The following is a 15,606-nucleotide window of genomic DNA, read 5'->3' on the forward strand; positions in this document are numbered from 1 at the left end:
TTCGGACCACACCTCAGAACGCACACCAGCCGGCGCAGATCACGACGACGGTGACGGCGACGGCGGCTCGGCGACGGCGGCGTCCGGCGAGGTGGTGACGCTCGACGGCGTCGGCTCGGTGGGCTCCGGCTCCGACGGTTCAGGTGACGGGATCGTCACGGCTGGTGCGGGTTCCGACGATTCGCCCACGGCGGCCGAGGGCGCTGGTGTGCTGATCACTGGCGCGGGCCGCTCAGACGGGGTCGGTGCGGGGCTCGGCCCGGTGTCGGCCGGCGGGCGCACCACGTCACGCTGCTCGGGCAGGGGCGGCGTGAAGACCGTGCGGTCCAGCCGGTACACCTCGGGGGCGGGGTCGACGGCGCGCACGTCCGGCCGGGCCGCGACGCCGCGCAGCGCCACCGGCGTCGCGCGAACCACCGCCGCGTAGACGCAGGCGCAGCCGGTGCGGTACGCGGCCGCCTCGGCGGCGGCCACCTCGGCGCCGCTGGCGTACTGCTCCCGCAGCTCTCGCTCGCCCACCCCGTCGCCGACGACCGTGGCGGCCCTCGCCCGGTAGTCGGCGGCCTCGGTCTCCTTGCGGGTCGCCACCTGTCGCATCCCGGCGACCACGTCGTCGGGCACCCGCAGCGCGGGGATCTTGACGATCTCGGTCTGCCGGCCGGGCAGCGGGACCCGCCCGAAGACGGTGGAGACCCCGACGTCGCCGAGCACCGTCGCCAGCCGCTGCGGAGGCAGGTACGCGTCGAGCGTGACCAGCGCGTACGTCCCGCCCTCGGTGGCCGGGGCGGACGCGGGCAGCGCGGCCAGGTCGGCCGCGGCCGACCGCAGGTAGGCGGGGACGGAGTCGCCGTCGACAACGCCGACCCGGGTCACCTCGCCGACCGTCCGGTCGCCAACCGGGGCGTCGTCGACGGCCCAGACGGCGGTGCCGAGCACCGCCGCCGCGGAGAGGACCGCGGCCCAGCTGAGCACGCCGGACCGCCCCGACCGGTCGCCCAGCCGGGCCACGGCCCGGGTCAGCGGCGGCAGCAGCTGCTGGTCCAGCTGCCGCAGCAGGTTGCCGGCGCGCACGGGCGGGATCCCCTCTGTGGATCGGTGTCGGGCGGTCGCCGCTCAGTCACGCAGGATCTGGAGCGCACGGTCCAGGTCGTCAGGGTAGTCGCTGACGAACCGGACCTCGTCCCCCGTTCGGGGGTGCAAAAAGCTCAGTTCGCGGGCGTGCAGCCACTGTCGGGCCAGGCCGAGACGGGCCGAGAGGGTGGGATCGGCGCCGTAGGTGAGGTCACCCACACAGGGGTGCCGCAGGGTGGAGAAGTGCACCCGGATCTGGTGGGTCCGGCCGGTCTCCAGCCGCACGTCGACCAGGCTTGCCGCCGGGAACGCCTCCAGGGTGTCGTAGTGGGTGATGCTCGGCTTGCCGCCGGAGACCACCGCCCACCGGTAGTCGTGGGTGGGGTGCCTGTCGATCGGCGCGTCGACGGTGCCCCGCAGCGGGTCCAGGTGACCCTGCACCACCGCGTGATAACCCTTGTCGACCTCGCGGTACTTGAAGGCCCGCTTCAAGGCCGTGTACGCCTGCTCGCTCTTGGCCACCACCATGATCCCGGTGGTGCCCACGTCGAGCCGGTGCACCACGCCCTGCCGTTCGGCGGCGCCGCTGGTGGAGATGCGGTGCCCGATCGCGGCGAGCGCGCCGATCACCGTCGGCCCGGTCCACCCGGGGCTGGGGTGCGCGGCGACCCCCACCGGCTTGTCGACAACGACGATGTCGTCGTCGGCGTAGACCACCCGCAGGCCGGGCACCGCCTGCGGGACCACGGTCGGCGGTGCGACCGGGGCGGGCAGCGTGACGTCCAGCCAGGAACCGGCCTTGACCTTGTGTGAGTTGGGCCGGGCGGCGCCGTCGACCAGCGCGTCTCCGGCGTCGACCAGGGCTGCGGCGGCGGTGCGGGAGAGCCCGAACAGGCGGGACACGGCCTGGTCCAGGCGCATGCCGTCGAGGCCGTCCGGCACGGGCAGGGAACGGTGGTCGCCGCCAGCGGCGAACGCGGAGGTCATGCTCGCTCCCGCTGCTCGGTGCCCGACGCGGCGTCCGTCGTGGCCGGGTCGCCGTCGCGGCCGGCGCGCCGGCCGTCTCGCTGGCGGCCGGTCAGCTCCAACAGCACGGCCAGCAGCACGCCGCACACCAGCGAGCTGTCCGCCAGGTTGAACACCGGCCAGACCTGACCGTACGGGTCGAAGAGGCTGATCATGTCGACCACGTGCCCGTGGAAGGGGGATGGCGCCCGGAAGATCCGGTCGACGAGGTTGCCCAACGCGCCACCCAGCACCAGGCCGAGGGAGATCGCCCAGGGCAGCGAGCGCAGGCGCAGTGCCATCCAGACGATCCAGCCGACCACCCCGATGGTGATCAGCGGGAAGACCCAGGTGTGGTCGGCGCCGATGCTCCAGGCCGCGCCGCTGTTGCGGGTCAGGCTCAGGTAGACGAACCCACCGAGCAGCCGGACCGGCTCCCGGTCGGTCAGCGCAGCCAGCGCGAGGTGCTTGGTGACCAGGTCGGCCAGCAGGGCCACCAGGGCGACTCCGGCGAGAATCGCGACGGCCCGGGGCCGGCGTGTGCCGCCGCCCGGGTCGGTGCGGCCGGGTTCGGCGGACGGTGCTGCGGTCATGCGCTCCCCATCGACAGTCTTGGCGGTGATCGCTCACCGTCTCATCGCCGCCGGGGAGCGGACCTCAGCGCCGCTCCTCCAGCTGCTTGCACGTCACACACTGGGTGGCCGACGGGAAGGCGGCGAGGCGCTCGACCGGGATCGGGTTGCCGCACCGCTCGCACCAGCCGTAACCACCCTCGTCGAGGCGCTCCAGAGCGCGCTCGACCTGCGTGATCCGTTCCAGAATGCTGTTGGCGAGAGAGATCTCCTGCTCCCGCTCGAGCGTCTTGGTGCCCGTGTCGGCCTGGTCGTCCCCGGCCGAGTCGGTCAGCCGATCGCGCTGCAGCTCGGTGATCTCACTCAGCGTCTGATCGTACTCGGCACGAAGCTCGTCCCGCCGCGCCGCCAGCGCCGCCCGGATCTTCTCGGTCTCCGCGGTGCTGCGGGTGGCCTTGGCCACCGGCTTGCGCCCGGCGGTCCTGGTGTCGGCTGGCTTCGCCATGGGTCGCTCCCTCGGCCGGGGAACCGCGCGGTCCGCGGCGCCTGGGTCAGGGGGCGCCAACCAGGGCGTCCCCTATGTACGAAAAGGGGCGCGCGGCGACGATGGCCGCGCACTCCGGAGGTTGGCAAGAATACGGAACGTACAGGCGTCCGACAACGTGCCGCACCGTCGCACCGTCTAACAGCCCCTAGGTCTGCCAAACCAGGGCAAAGGGAACGCTAGCAGATCAATTGACCGCCTCATCCCCGTACTCACCAAACCATCGGGCCAGGTGACCCCGCCGACTGACCGCCCGCAACCGCCGTTCCGCAGCGTCGCGCACCCCGGCGGTCGCCACGATCAGCAGACTGTCGCCGGTCTTCAGCCGGGTGTCCGGTGCGGGCACGAAGCCCACCCCGTCGCGCAGCACCAGCGTCACCGACGCGCCCAACGGGAGCCGCAGCTCGTCGACGTGCACGCCCGCCAGTCGAGAGCCCGGCGGCACCTCCATCTGGAGCAGGTCCGCCCGCATCCGCTCCAGCGGCGCGGTCTCCACGTGGATCTCGGCGGCCTCGGCCGGCGCGGTCACCCGCAACCGGCGGGCGAACGGCCCCAGCGTCCCGGTCTGCACCAGCGTGAAGATCACCACCAGCACGAAGACCACATCGAAGAGCCGCTCCGCGCCGGGCACCCGCTGGGAGAGCGGAATGGTGGCCAGCACGATCGGCACCGCCCCGCGTAGCCCGGCCCAGGACAGGAACGCCTGTTCTCGAAGGCCGACCCCGAACGGCAACGCCGAGACGGCCACCGACAGCGGCCGGGCCAGCAGCACCAGAGCCAGCCCGGCGACCACCGCGGGCAGCACCGCCGCGCCCAGCCGGCCCGGCGAGGCCAGCAACCCGAGCAGCACGAACAGACCGATCTGGGCGAGCCAGGCCAACCCGTCCGCGAAGCCGAGAATCGCCTGCCGGTGCGAAAGGCGGGCATTGCCCAGCAGCACCCCGGCAACGTAGACGGCGAGGAAACCCGAGGCGTGCAGAACCGCCCCCGCGGCGTACGCCAGCACGGTGAAGCCCACCGCGGCGATCGGGTAGAGCCCGGCCGAGGGCAGCGCCGCCCGGCGCAGCGCCCAGATGCCGGCAACGCCCGCCGCCACCCCCACCGCCGCACCGACACCCAGCTCGTAACAGATCAGCGCGACCTCGTACCACCACGGGTGCGCGAAGCCCTCGTGGGACAGCAGCACCACCAGCAGCACCACCGGGGCGTCGTTCATCCCCGACTCGGCCTCCAGCGTCGCCACCAGTCGGGGCGGCAACCGCAGCCGGCGCAGGGTGGCGAAGACGGCAGCCGCGTCGGTGGACGAGAGCACCGCGCCGTAGAGCAGCGCCAACCGCCAGTCCAGCCCCAACAGCAGGTGCACGGCGACGCCAACCGCCACGATGCTGACGATCACGCCGACAGTGGAGAGCGCGGAGGCCAGCCCGAGCACCGGGCGCAGCGTGGCCCACCGGGCGGTGAGGCCGCCCTCCGCGATGATCACGATCAGCGCGCAGAAGCCGAGGGTGCGGGTCAGCTCGACGTCGTCGAAACGGATGCCCAGCCCGCCCTCGCCGATCGCCACGCCCAACGCCAGATAGACCAGGAGGCTGGGCACACCGAGCCGGGTGGAGAGTCGCACCGCCCCGACAGCGACCAGCAGCACGCCCGCACCGAGCAGCAGCGCGATATCCAACCCCGGCGTCACGGCTGCCTTGCCTGGGCTGTCCTCACTCGGCGGATCCGTCGCGCAGGCGGCGCAACACCTCGGGCATCTCGGGGGCGGGCCGATCGACGATGAAGAGCTTGTCCCGGCTGGCCGCGCCGGAACGCAGCGACACCGCGGCCGGTCGGACGCCCAGCGCGCCGGCCAACGCCCGGCGGGCCGCCTCGGTGGCCCGGCCGTCGACGGGCGGGTCGTGGACCGCGATCACGAGGGCCGGCCCGTGCGGGCCGTCGAAGCGGCCACCCACCCGGTCCCGGGATGCGTTGGGCTTCACCCGTACCGCCACGGTGAGCGAGTCCTGCGCGGGCACCGGCACCGCTTCAGAACGGCCGGACGTCGGAGAGGAGAGCGGTCGCCGGCGCGCAGTGCGCGCACGGAGTGAAGCCGAGCTCCACGGCCTCGGCGACCGGCAAGGTTTCGGGCTGCCAACCAGCAAGGTGGGGGCAGGTGTCGAGGTGGTAGCGGGGGCGGCCGTCGACGACCTCGACACTGTCGAGCAGTCGCGCCACCCGGGCCGCCTCGGCGGTCGTGATCTGCTGGGCGGCCGGCTCGTCGACCGCCGGGACCGCGCGGCCGAACTCGTCGTCGGTCGACGCCGCGATCGGCGACGCCGGGCTGACGGGCCGGGCCCGCGAGGGCACCTCGTCGGCCGCGGTCACGGACGTCGAACCCGTGTCGACGCGCGGCGGGTCGAAGGGCGACGCCTCGTCGTTCGGCGACGCGTGGTCAATCGGCGACGCGTGGTCGACCGGCGGCCCGGGTGGTTGCCGCCACCCGGTGCCGCCGGTACCAAACGTCGTGGGCACGTGCTGGACCGGCACCTCCGGCTCGACCAGCGGCGGCCCGTACGCGACACCCGGCGTGGCCTGGCTGGCCGTGCGAGGTGCGTCGGGGTGCCGCCGGTCGGTCCGGCCGGGATCCGCCATGGCGCGGTTGGCGGCTGCCTGGCGGGCGCCCACCACCAACGCCACGGCGGCCAGCAGACTGGCCGCGATGGAGATGACCAAGAGGAAGCTGGAGCCACCGGCCAGGCCGAGCACCAGTAGCACCACCGCGACGAGGATGAGCAGAAGACTTGCGACTATCACGGCTCACCCCCGCCGCGTCGAACCGTCCAGGCCTGGCCGGCGACCGTCACCATTGGCGGACAGCGATCGCCGGCCGGTGCTCAGCGTCCGGCTTCGAGAGCGCCGGAGCGCCCGCCGCCGCCGTACGAGCCAGCGAGGCCCGCTGCCGCCAGCCCGTTGCCGCCAGCGACCCGGCCGGCTTCGGAGCGGGTCATCTCAGCCTCAAGGCCCTGGCCACGACCGTCGAGGTCACGCAGCTGGCTCTCCAGGTACGCCTTGAGCCGGGTGCGGTACTCGCGCTCGAACTGCTTGAGCTCCTCGATGTGCTTCTGCAGCGCCGTGCGCTTGGCGTCCAGGCCGCCCATGGCCTCCTGGTGCCGCTGGCGGGCGTCCCGCTCAAGGGCGTCAGCCTTCGCGCGCGCCTCCCGGGTCACCTCCTCGGCCTTGCTGCGAGCCTCGGACAGCAGCTGGTCGGCCTCGCGGCGCGCGTCGGACACGTGGTCGTCAGCGGTGCGCTGGGCCATCATCAGCACGCGCAGGGCCTGCTGCTCACCGTCACCGGTGACGCCGCCAGCCGGGCCGCCGGTCGCCCGGACCTGCTCCAGCTCGGCCTGCATCGCGCGGGCGGCCTGCTCGGCCGCCGACTTGTCGCGCTGCACCCGGTCCAGTTGGGCCTTGACGTCGTTGAGCTCCGCCGCCAGTCGGGCGTCGCCGCCGGGGCCTGCGGGGGCACCGCCACGGCCGCCGCGCTCCACCTGGGCGCGCAGCTCGTTGTTTTCCTCGATGAGACGGGCGAGCTCGCGCTCGACCTCATCCAGGAAGGCGTCGACCTCCTCCTCGTCATACCCCCGCTTGCCGATCGGCGGCTTTTTGAAGGCGACGTTGTGGACGTCGGCCGGGGTCAGCGGCATCGAAACTCCTCGGGTCAGTTGCGGCCGCGAAAGCGCGTCGGTCATCAGGCAGATGCCGTGATCGACGGCCCTAACACGAACTCCATCAGCACGAACAGGATAACCAGGAGCACAAGGGAGGCCAGGTCGATGCTCACGGTACCAATTCGCAGCGGAGGGATCACACGCCTCAACGCGTTGAGAGGGGGATCAGTGACGCTCCACACGGATTCCAATCCTGCCGATGCTCCACGGCCTGGTTGCCAGCGCCGGCCGTACTGCAGGACGGCGCTCAACACGAACCGGGACAGAAGAAGCAGCAGGAAGACATAAAGGATCAGGTACAGCACCTGCAGTAAGATCGACAACACGGTCAGCGACGTCCCTCGGGTCGGGCGGGTCAACTCAGACTGAAAAAGCCGCCCTCAGCGATCTTGGCTTTGTCCTCAGCGGTGACCTGGACGTTAGCCGGTGAGAGCAGGAACACCCGATTGGTCACGCGCTCGATCGTACCGCGCAGGCCGAACGCCAGTCCGGCGGCGAAGTCCACCAGACGGCGGGCGTCGGCCTCATCCATCTCGGTGAGATTGATGATCACGGGAACGCCGTCGCGGAAGTGCTCACCGATGGTGCGCGCCTCCCGGTAGGTGGTGGGGTGCAGCGTGGTGATCTGGTAACGCTGCTCCTCCTCGGGCAGGGCCCGCTCACGCGACGTGACCTGCGGAGCGAGAGCCAGGTTGTCCCGAGTGTGGTAGGTCAGCGCGCCGGAGGTCTCGCCCGCCGACGACCGGGTGATCGACCGTACGCTGGACCGCTCGATCCGCTCCGGACGCTCACCGTCACCGCGCTCAGACTCGCTCAACCGCCCGCTCGGCCGCTCGGAGAGTCGACCCCGCCCGCTGTCGCGCGGCCGGGGAGCCGGCGGCTCCTCGGTGTCGTCCTCGTCGTCGTCGGCGAACTCCTCGGCGTACCGGCTCTGCCGGTAACGCGAGTCGCGGTAGCCACCCTTGTCGTAGCCACCGTCGTCGTAGGCCCGCTCGTCGTCTTCTTCGACCAGACCGAGCCAGACCCCCGCCTTGCGCAGTGCACCCATCCCGCGCCCTTCCGTCCGCCGTGCGGCACGCGCCCCCGTGCCATGTCGCCCGTCGCGAGTGGACAACCATGCCCATCGGACCGGAACGGCAATCCCCCGGCGCGCGATTCGCGTCGCGCGCCACGACCCCCGACTAGGAGACGCCCGCCCCTGAAACAACACTGATGTAATTTGCTTGTCTCGCGGTCAGGCTACCGCAGCGTGGGACGCATTCCGAGCAACGCGCTACCGACGCGGACATGTGTCGCGCCGTAACGGATCGCGATTTCGAAATCTCCGCTCATACCGGCGGACAACGCGGTGGCTCCCGGATGGACAGCCCGAAAGGCGTCGGCAACCTCGGCGAGCCGGGCGAACGCCCGCTCCGGCTCCCACCCCAGCGGGGCGACCGCCATCAGACCGACCAGACGCAGCCCTGGCGCATCGGCCACCGCCTCCGCCACCGGCCCCAACCCGGCGCCCGGATCCGCCGAATCGGGCAGTGCTCCGCCCCGGGCCGCGTCGCCGTCGATGCTCACCTGAACCAGGGCGTCGAGCGGCGCCTGCCGGTCGGCGGTCGCGGTGGCCAACGCCCGGGCCAGCCGGACACTGTCGACGGAGTGCACCACGTCGGCGTAACGGACCACCGACCGGGCCTTGTTGCGCTGCAACTGGCCGATGAAGTGCCAGCGGGGACGCACCCCGGAGGCAGCCACCTCGGCAGCCTTGCCGGCTGCCTCCTGGTCGCGGTTCTCCCCCATGTCGGTCACCCCGAGCCCGGCCAGCGCCAACACGTCGCTGGCCGGGTAGGTCTTCGTCACCGCGATCATCGTGACCTCGGCGCGATCCCGGCCGGCCTGCGCGCAGGCGTCATCGATCCGGGACCGGACCTGTGCCAGACCGGCCGCGAGTTCCGCGCGCCGATCCGGTCGTACCGTGGCTGAGCTGTCGGTCATCGGCGGTGCTCAGGACCCGTTCTTGAGGAAGTCGGGAACGTCCACGTCGTCGAAGAGCACGCGACGCGGCGACTGGGCCGGAGCCGGGTTGGTGGCCGGCGCTGGCACCGGAGTGCTCTGCGGTGCCGGCTGGTTGGTGTTGGTCTTGCGGGTCGGCTCGGCCGCCTTGTACGCGGGCGTGCCGCCGTCGAAGCCCGCCGCGATGACCGTCACCCGCACCTCGTCACCGAGCGCGTCGTCGATGACCGCGCCGAAGATGATGTTGGCGTCCGGGTGGGCCGCGTCGGTGACCAGCTGGGCCGCATCGTTGATCTCGAACAGGCCCAGGTCGGAGCCGCCGGCGATGGAGAGCAGCACGCCCCGTGCGCCGTCCATGCTCTGCTCCAGCAGCGGGCTGGAGATGGCCGCCTCGGCCGCCTCGACCGCGCGGTTCTCACCGCGGGCGCTGCCGATGCCCATCAACGCGCTGCCGGCGCCGCTCATCACGCTCTTGACGTCGGCGAAGTCCAGGTTGATCAGACCCGGGGTGGTGATCAGGTCGGTGATGCCCTGCACACCCGAGAGCAGCACCTGGTCGGCCGTGCGGAACGCGTCCATCATGCTGATGTTGCGGTCGCCCAGGGCCAGCAGCCGGTCGTTCGGGATGACGATCAGCGTGTCGCACTGGTTGCGGAGTTCGTCTATCCCCGACTCGGCCTGCACCTGGCGGCGCTTGCCCTCGAAGGAGAACGGCCGGGTCACCACGCCGATGGTCAGCGCGCCGAGCTTGCGGGCGATGTTGGCCACCACGGGCGCGCCACCGGTGCCGGTGCCGCCGCCCTCGCCGCAGGTCACGAAGACCATGTCGGCGCCCTTGAGCACCTCCTCGATCTCGTCGCGGTGGTCCTCGGCGGCGTTCTTCCCGACGTCGGGGTTGGCCCCGGCACCCAGGCCACGGGTCAGCTCCCGACCGACGTCGAGCTTGACGTCGGCGTCGCTCATCAGCAGCGCCTGCGCATCGGTGTTGATCGCGATGAACTCGACGCCCTTGAGCCCAACCTCGATCATCCGGTTGACGGCGTTGACGCCGCCACCCCCGATGCCGACGACCTTGATGACCGCCAGATAGTTGTGCGGAGGTGTCATCTCCGGTCCTTTCCTTCGAGATTGGCTTCGGCCGACCGGGTACGGCGTGGCCAGCCCAGCGGCCGACGACAGCTGTCACCAGCGAGGATCAGGGGTGAACCCTAACCCTCTACTAGAGGCTTACAGTTATGTCAACCACTGATCCTCTTCGGGGCAACGTAAGCGCCACCGCCCGATGAGCCAAGGACCCGGGCGGCGTGTCGCCGAGCGGAGCGCGACGGGTCACGTCCGCGCGCGCTCACCGGTCAACGAAAGGTCACCACATCCGGCGCGCTCACGTCGATCTGGTCGGTGTCCTCATCGAGCAGCGCGGTGGCCACCCGGGCCTTGTCCGTGCCCCGGGTCGAGTCGCCCCAGACCACCGTTCGATCTCCCCGTAACCGGAGGCTGATCCGGGCCAGCCCTGCCACGTTCACGTCCACCAGCTCCGCGCGCAGCTGCGGCGTCAGCGCGACGAGCACCTCCAGCGCGGCCCGGGTGCCCGGGTCGTCGGCGGCCGGCCGGGCCACCGTCACCTGCGGCAGGCCAGCGGGGCGTCGCTCCATCGTCCGGAACGCCACCCCGCTCCGGTCGATCACGGCGAACGCCTCCCCCTGCGGCACCACCGCCACCGCGGTCCGCTCGGTCACCCGCACCACCAGCGCGTCGGGCCAGTCCCGGGAGACCGTGGCCCGCTCCACCGCCGGCAGCGCGCCGACCCGCCGGGCGGCGGCGGCCAGGTCCACCTGGGCCAGTGGCACCCCGTCCGGAACGCCGACCGCGTCGTGCACCTGCACCGGAGTGACCAGGTCGGCACCCTCCACGCGCACCTCGCGCACGCCGAACAGCCCGGTGCCGAGCACCGTCCAGGCCACCAGCCCGGCCAGGGCGAGCACACCGGCGGCCACCGCCCACGGCAGCGCCGCACGCATGCGACGCTGCCGCGCCCGCGCCATGAACCGCCGGGTCGATGGCGGCACCGCGTCGCTGCCCGCCCGGACCAGCTGCCACCGCCGGGCCGGACCTCGGCGCGGGGCGCCGCCGTCGGCGGCGCTGGTTCGCCCTCGGGCCGGGCCGGAGCTCATCCGGCCGTGGGCGCCGAGCCGCCGGGCACGGCGGTGCCACCGAGAGCCGCGCCGTCGCCACCGGACGTGGCCCCACCTGGCACCGGATCACCGATCGCCGGGGCGGTGGCCACCGGGTCGACGGTCGCGGTCGACGCCGAGCCGCCCGTACGCTCACCCAGAGCGGCCAGCAGCTCGTCGCCCATCAGCGAGATCGGCGGGGCGCCCATGGTGACCACCACGTCCCCCGAGCGGGCCCGACGGGCCACCTCGACCGGGGCCTGCTCCCACGACTCCACGAAGACCTTGCGGTCGGCGGGCAGCTCCACCGCCGCGATCAGCGCCGCCGAGCCCTCGCCGGGCTGACGCAGCTCACCGGGCCCGAAGACCTCCAACAGCACCACCTCGTCGGCGATGGCCAACGCCGCCGCGATCTCCGCCTGGTTGTCGCGGGTGCGGTACAGCCGGTACGGCTGGAAGACGACGATGAGCCGGCCGTCCCCCGCGACCTCGCGCAGCGTCTGCATCGCCAACGTCATCGAGGTCGGGTGGTAGGCGTACTCGTCGTAGACCAGCACGCCATCCGCGACACCCTTGCGCTCGAAGCGCCGTCGCACGCCGGGGAAGACCGCCAGCGCGGCCTCCGCCGCCTCCAGCGGCAACTCCAGCAGGTACGCGGTCAGCACCGCGGCGGCGCTGTTCAGCCCCATGTGCCGCCCCGGCACCGGCAGCCGGAACTCGCCCAGCGACCGGCCGTCGATCGCGGCCAGGTAGCGCACCCCGCGTGCGGAGGAGACCACCTCGGTCAACCGCAGGTCGGCGTCGTCCGCCTCGCCGTAGGTGAACACCCGCCGCCCCTCGGACCGCAGGCTCTCGGCCAGCCGCCGACCGCCCGGGTCGTCGGCGCAGGTGATGATGAACCCGTCCGGGTTGGTGAGGCGGGCGAACTCCACGAACGCCGCCTCCAGCGTCGCGTAGTCACCGTAGGTGTTCAGGTGGTCCGCCTCGACGTTCGTGATGATCGAGACGTACGGGCGGTAGATGAGGAACGAGCGGTCGCTCTCGTCCGCCTCGACCACGAAGTGCTCGCCGGTGCCGTGGTGGGCGCCCGAGCCGACCTCGGAGATCTCCCCGCCGATCACGAAGGACGGGTCCACCCCGGCCTGCTGAAGCACCATGGTCACCATCGAGGTGGTGGTGGTCTTGCCGTGCGTGCCGGCGACCGCCACCGCCCGGCGGCCGGTCATCGCCGCGGCGAGCGCCTCCGAGCGGTGCAGCACCCGCAGGCCACGCCGACGCGCCTCGACCAGCTCCAGGTGGTCCTGTGGGATGGCCGACGAGTAGACGACGGTGTCCACGCCGTCGAGGTTGGTCACCTCGTGGCTGAGGTGGATGGTGCCGCCGAGCGCCCGCAGGCCCGCCAGCGACGGCCACTCACGCAGGTCGCTGCCGGAGACCCGGATGCCGCGGGTGAGCAGCAGCCGGGCCACGCCGAGCATGCCCACCCCACCCACTCCGATCAGGTGGACGGCGCCCAGGTCCTCGGCGGTGAGCGTGCCGGCCGGGGTGAACTGCGCGGTCATCGGGCCACCGCCGCCAGCACGAAGGAGCGCAGGGCCTCGTCGCCGTCGCGCCGGCCGTACGCCCCGGCGGCGGCGCCCATCGTGTAAAGCCGCTGTGGGTCGCGGATGAGGGGGACGACGGTGCGCTCCAGCCAGTCCGGGGTGAGCTCCGCGTCGTCGACCAGCAGCCCGCCGCCGGCCTCCACCACGGGCAACGCGTTGCGCCGCTGCTCCTGGTTGCTGTGCGGGTACGGCACAAAGATGGTGGGCAGCCCGATCGCGGACACCTCGGCGACGGTCATCGCCCCGCCCCGGGCCAGCATCAGGTCGGCGGCGGCGTAGCCCAGCTCCATCTCCGACAGGTACGGCAGCGTCACGTACGGCACCGGCAGGTCGGTGGGGATCGGCACCGGCTCGTTGCGGGCCCCCATCACGTGCAGCACCTGCACGCCGTTGCGGGCCAGCTCCTTGGCCGCCCCGGAGACCGCCAGGTTGATCGAACGGGCGCCGGACGAGCCGCCGGAGACGAAGAGCACCGGCAGGTCCGGGCGCAGCCCGAAGTGGGCGCGGGCGGCGTTGCGCAGCGCGTACCGGTCCAGACCGGTGATGGCGCGCCGCAGCGGCACCCCGACCACTGTGGCGTCCCGCAGCGACTCGGCCTGGCTCGGCTGGTTCGGGAAGCCGACGGCGACGTTCTTGGTGAACTTCATGCCCAGCCGGTTGGCCACACCCGGTGGCACGTTCACCTCGTGGATCACCATGGGCAGCTCACGACGCCACGCGGCCAGGTAGGCCGGCACCGAGACGTACCCGCCGAAGCCGACGACCACCTCGGCGCGCACCTCGTCGATCACCTTGCCCGCGGCGCGCGCCGCGGTCCACATCCGGCCCGGGGTGCGGACCAGGTTCATGTTGACCGACCGGGGCAGCTGGTACGCCGGGATCTGCCGCAGGTCGTAGCCCTGCGGCGGGATCAGATCGTTCTCCATGCCCCGGGGTGTGCCGAGGCAGGTGATCCGGACGCCCGGGTCGTGTCGGCGCAGGCAGTCGGCGAAGGCGAGCAGCGGGTAGACGTGCCCCCCGGTGCCACCTCCCGCGAGCACCACCGAACGCAGCGGACCCATCAGCGTCTCCTCTCGCTCGCCGTACCCCTGCGGCTTCGGTCCTGTCGGACCCCGCGCGGCGCGGCCTGGTCGTCATGGCGCCGCTCGCGGGACCGGGGCACGGACCCTCGGCCAGCGGGCGGCGTCGCCGGTCGGCGACGCCGGCCGGGAAGCGGCGGCAACGGGGCCCAGAGTAGTCGGACCCACCGGGCTGGCGGACGGGCATGCAGTGCTCTGGCCGCATCGGGTTCGGCGCGGGCGAAGGACGCCAGCATGCCGATGCCGGCCAACGTCACGACCAGGGCACTTCCGCCGTCGGAGATGAACGGCAACGGCAGACCGGTGATCGGCAGCAGCCCCACCACCCCACCGATATTGATCACGGCCTGGCTGACCAGCCAGGTGGTCACGGCGGCGGCGGCGAGTCGGCGGAACGGGTCGTCGACCCGCCGGGCGATCCGGAACCCGGTGTACGCGAGGACCGCGAACAGGCTGAGCACCACGACGCTGCCGATCACGCCCAGCTCCTCGGCGATGATCGCGAAGATGAAGTCGTTGTGCGCCTCGGGTAGCCAGTCCCACTTCAGGCTGCCCTTGCCCAGCCCGACCCCGAACCAGCCACCGTGCTCGATGGCCAGCCGCCCCTGGTAGAACTGCAGACAGCCGTCGAGTTTGCAGGTCTCCGGGTCCGGTGGGTTGAAGAACATGGCCAGCCGGGCGAAGCGGTAGTTGTCCTCGCCGCGCTCACCGGAGCCGGCACCCAGCGAGGCCACCGCGACCAGCAGGCCGATCCCGACCAGCCCGGCGGCAGCCAGGGCGCCGAAGACCCGCATCCGCACGCCGGCGGCCCAGAGCAGGCCGACGACCAGGGCCAGCAGGCAGAGCATCGTGCCCGTGTCGTTGTAGCCGACCAGGACGAAGAGCAGGCCCATCACCGGGAAGAGCGGCGTGGCCAACTCGCGCCACCAGCCCAGCGCGGCGCCCTTGCGGGCGATCAGGTGCGCACCCCAGAGCACGAGCGCGAACTTGGCCAGCTCGGAGGGCTGAAGCTGGATCCCGCCGACGAAAAGCCAGTTCAGCCGCGCCTCGACCGGGCCGATCTGCCCCGATTTCTGGTGGGTCAGCCGGGCGTAGGCGAGCAGCAGGTTGAGCACCAGCAGCAACCCGATCGAGGTGAACAGCAGCGGCCGGCCCAGCGACCGGTAGGTGCTGGCGGGCAGGCGCTGGCAGGCCCAGAACGCGACGATGCCGATCACCGCGAAGATGGCCTGCTTGGTCACCGAGGCCGAGGCGTTGCCGTCCTCGGCGTAGTCCTTCACGCTGGTCGCCGAGAAGACCATGGTCAGCCCGATCAGCAGCAGCAGGCCGGCGCTCGACAACAGCAGGTAGTAGCTGGCCAGCGGGCGGTCCAGCAGGCCGCGCAGCGCGGCGAGCCCGCCCGCCGCGTCGAACCCGCGCAGCGGGGTCGACGCCACGACCTCCGGCTCGCGTCCCGCCGGCCCGGGCTCCCGCGCCCCGGGCTCCCGTGCCCCGGGTTCGCGGGCCGCCGCGCCGCGCTCCGAACCGCGCGCCCCGGCAGCCAACGGTGTACGCGCCGCGCTCGGCGACCGTCGCGGCCGTCCGACAGTCCCATCCTCGGTGCTGATTTCCTCCCCCACCCCGACATCATCACCGCTGAACACGCCCCACCGCCCCACAACGCCCCACCGGGCGTGTCGAACCCACCGCCCCCACGCCGCCCCGCGCCACCCCCGCGCCACCCCGCGCCGCCCCGCGCCACCCCCGCGCCACCCCCGCGCGTCGATCTTGCACTTTCGGTGCCGACGAAACACCCATGAGCGGACGTTCCGCCATTCGAAAGTGCAAGATCGGCGAGGTCAGGGGGTGGGGG

At 72.5% G+C, this 15,606-nt stretch carries 16 protein-coding genes; all 16 read right to left on the reverse strand.

Annotated features, from left to right (window positions below):
* Positions 1-39: 39 nt before the first annotated feature.
* Entirely contained in the window at positions 40-1,071 is a 1,032-nt protein-coding gene (locus V6U86_RS05695; protein WP_334499212.1) for a hypothetical protein, read from the reverse strand.
* 42 nt (positions 1,072-1,113) lie between these two features.
* Positions 1,114-2,058 (reverse strand): RluA family pseudouridine synthase, encoded by a 945-nt coding sequence (locus tag V6U86_RS05700; protein WP_124854348.1) that lies wholly within the window; start codon positions 2,056-2,058, stop codon positions 1,114-1,116.
* The gene (gene lspA / locus V6U86_RS05705; protein WP_334499215.1) at positions 2,055-2,669 is read right to left on the reverse strand and encodes a signal peptidase II; all 615 of its coding nucleotides are present in this window, start codon (positions 2,667-2,669) and stop codon (positions 2,055-2,057) included. Before lspA ends, V6U86_RS05700 begins: the two co-directional genes overlap by 4 nt.
* A gap of 64 nt (positions 2,670-2,733) precedes the next feature.
* The gene (locus V6U86_RS05710; RefSeq protein ID WP_124770807.1) at positions 2,734-3,153 is read right to left on the reverse strand and encodes a TraR/DksA family transcriptional regulator; all 420 of its coding nucleotides are present in this window, start codon (positions 3,151-3,153) and stop codon (positions 2,734-2,736) included.
* Positions 3,154-3,379: 226 nt separating this feature from the next.
* Positions 3,380-4,879 carry a potassium/proton antiporter gene (locus tag V6U86_RS05715; protein WP_334499219.1) on the reverse strand — a complete coding sequence of 500 codons (1,500 nt, stop codon included), beginning with the start codon at positions 4,877-4,879 and terminating at the stop codon, positions 3,380-3,382.
* A gap of 22 nt (positions 4,880-4,901) precedes the next feature.
* Positions 4,902-5,213, reverse strand: a complete 312-nt coding sequence (locus tag V6U86_RS05720; RefSeq protein ID WP_442934883.1) for a DUF167 domain-containing protein — start codon at positions 5,211-5,213, stop codon at positions 4,902-4,904.
* 4 nt (positions 5,214-5,217) lie between these two features.
* Positions 5,218-5,985, reverse strand: a complete 768-nt coding sequence (locus tag V6U86_RS05725) for a hypothetical protein (protein ID WP_334499223.1) — start codon at positions 5,983-5,985, stop codon at positions 5,218-5,220.
* A gap of 80 nt (positions 5,986-6,065) precedes the next feature.
* A complete protein-coding gene (locus V6U86_RS05730; RefSeq protein WP_036411965.1) occupies positions 6,066-6,875 on the reverse strand; it encodes a DivIVA domain-containing protein in 810 nt (269 codons plus the stop codon).
* A gap of 44 nt (positions 6,876-6,919) precedes the next feature.
* Positions 6,920-7,225, reverse strand: a complete 306-nt coding sequence (locus tag V6U86_RS05735) for a YggT family protein (RefSeq protein ID WP_124778504.1) — start codon at positions 7,223-7,225, stop codon at positions 6,920-6,922.
* 29 nt (positions 7,226-7,254) lie between these two features.
* Positions 7,255-7,947, reverse strand: a complete 693-nt coding sequence (locus V6U86_RS05740) for a cell division protein SepF (RefSeq protein ID WP_238660713.1) — start codon at positions 7,945-7,947, stop codon at positions 7,255-7,257.
* 191 nt (positions 7,948-8,138) lie between these two features.
* Positions 8,139-8,882 carry a YggS family pyridoxal phosphate-dependent enzyme gene (locus V6U86_RS05745; RefSeq protein ID WP_334499227.1) on the reverse strand — a complete coding sequence of 248 codons (744 nt, stop codon included), beginning with the start codon at positions 8,880-8,882 and terminating at the stop codon, positions 8,139-8,141.
* A 9-nt stretch (positions 8,883-8,891) separates the two neighbouring features.
* Positions 8,892-10,007 carry a cell division protein FtsZ gene (ftsZ, locus tag V6U86_RS05750; RefSeq protein WP_088988414.1) on the reverse strand — a complete coding sequence of 372 codons (1,116 nt, stop codon included), beginning with the start codon at positions 10,005-10,007 and terminating at the stop codon, positions 8,892-8,894.
* Positions 10,008-10,252: 245 nt separating this feature from the next.
* A complete protein-coding gene (locus V6U86_RS05755; protein ID WP_334499230.1) occupies positions 10,253-11,071 on the reverse strand; it encodes a cell division protein FtsQ/DivIB in 819 nt (272 codons plus the stop codon).
* Positions 11,068-12,633 (reverse strand): UDP-N-acetylmuramate--L-alanine ligase, encoded by a 1,566-nt coding sequence (gene murC / locus V6U86_RS05760; RefSeq protein WP_334499232.1) that lies wholly within the window; start codon positions 12,631-12,633, stop codon positions 11,068-11,070. The genes V6U86_RS05755 and murC overlap by 4 nt, the downstream gene beginning before the upstream one ends.
* Positions 12,630-13,736 (reverse strand): undecaprenyldiphospho-muramoylpentapeptide beta-N-acetylglucosaminyltransferase, encoded by a 1,107-nt coding sequence (gene murG / locus V6U86_RS05765; RefSeq protein WP_334499235.1) that lies wholly within the window; start codon positions 13,734-13,736, stop codon positions 12,630-12,632. Before murG ends, murC begins: the two co-directional genes overlap by 4 nt.
* The gene (locus V6U86_RS05770; RefSeq protein ID WP_334499893.1) at positions 13,736-15,190 is read right to left on the reverse strand and encodes an FtsW/RodA/SpoVE family cell cycle protein; all 1,455 of its coding nucleotides are present in this window, start codon (positions 15,188-15,190) and stop codon (positions 13,736-13,738) included. The genes murG and V6U86_RS05770 overlap by 1 nt, the downstream gene beginning before the upstream one ends.
* Positions 15,191-15,606: the final 416 nt, after the last annotated feature.

The organism is Micromonospora sp. CPCC 205558 (genome assembly GCF_036902955.1).
GTDB lineage: Bacteria > Actinomycetota > Actinomycetes > Mycobacteriales > Micromonosporaceae > Micromonospora.

What these genes read in the sequence shown, in the direction of transcription:
- V6U86_RS05745 (WP_334499227.1), bottom strand. Translation starts at nt 8,882, where the DNA reads ATGACCGACAGCTCAGCCACGGTACGACCGGATCGGCGCGCGGAACTC.
- ftsZ (WP_088988414.1), bottom strand. Translation starts at nt 10,007, where the DNA reads ATGACACCTCCGCACAACTATCTGGCGGTCATCAAGGTCGTCGGCATC.
- murC (WP_334499232.1), bottom strand. Translation starts at nt 12,633, where the DNA reads ATGACCGCGCAGTTCACCCCGGCCGGCACGCTCACCGCCGAGGACCTG.
- murG (WP_334499235.1), bottom strand. Translation starts at nt 13,736, where the DNA reads ATGGGTCCGCTGCGTTCGGTGGTGCTCGCGGGAGGTGGCACCGGGGGG.
- V6U86_RS05755 (WP_334499230.1), bottom strand. Translation starts at nt 11,071, where the DNA reads ATGAGCTCCGGCCCGGCCCGAGGGCGAACCAGCGCCGCCGACGGCGGC.
- lspA (WP_334499215.1), bottom strand. Translation starts at nt 2,669, where the DNA reads ATGACCGCAGCACCGTCCGCCGAACCCGGCCGCACCGACCCGGGCGGC.
- V6U86_RS05740 (WP_238660713.1), bottom strand. Translation starts at nt 7,947, where the DNA reads ATGGGTGCACTGCGCAAGGCGGGGGTCTGGCTCGGTCTGGTCGAAGAA.
- V6U86_RS05700 (WP_124854348.1), bottom strand. Translation starts at nt 2,058, where the DNA reads ATGACCTCCGCGTTCGCCGCTGGCGGCGACCACCGTTCCCTGCCCGTG.
- V6U86_RS05730 (WP_036411965.1), bottom strand. Translation starts at nt 6,875, where the DNA reads ATGCCGCTGACCCCGGCCGACGTCCACAACGTCGCCTTCAAAAAGCCG.
- V6U86_RS05710 (WP_124770807.1), bottom strand. Translation starts at nt 3,153, where the DNA reads ATGGCGAAGCCAGCCGACACCAGGACCGCCGGGCGCAAGCCGGTGGCC.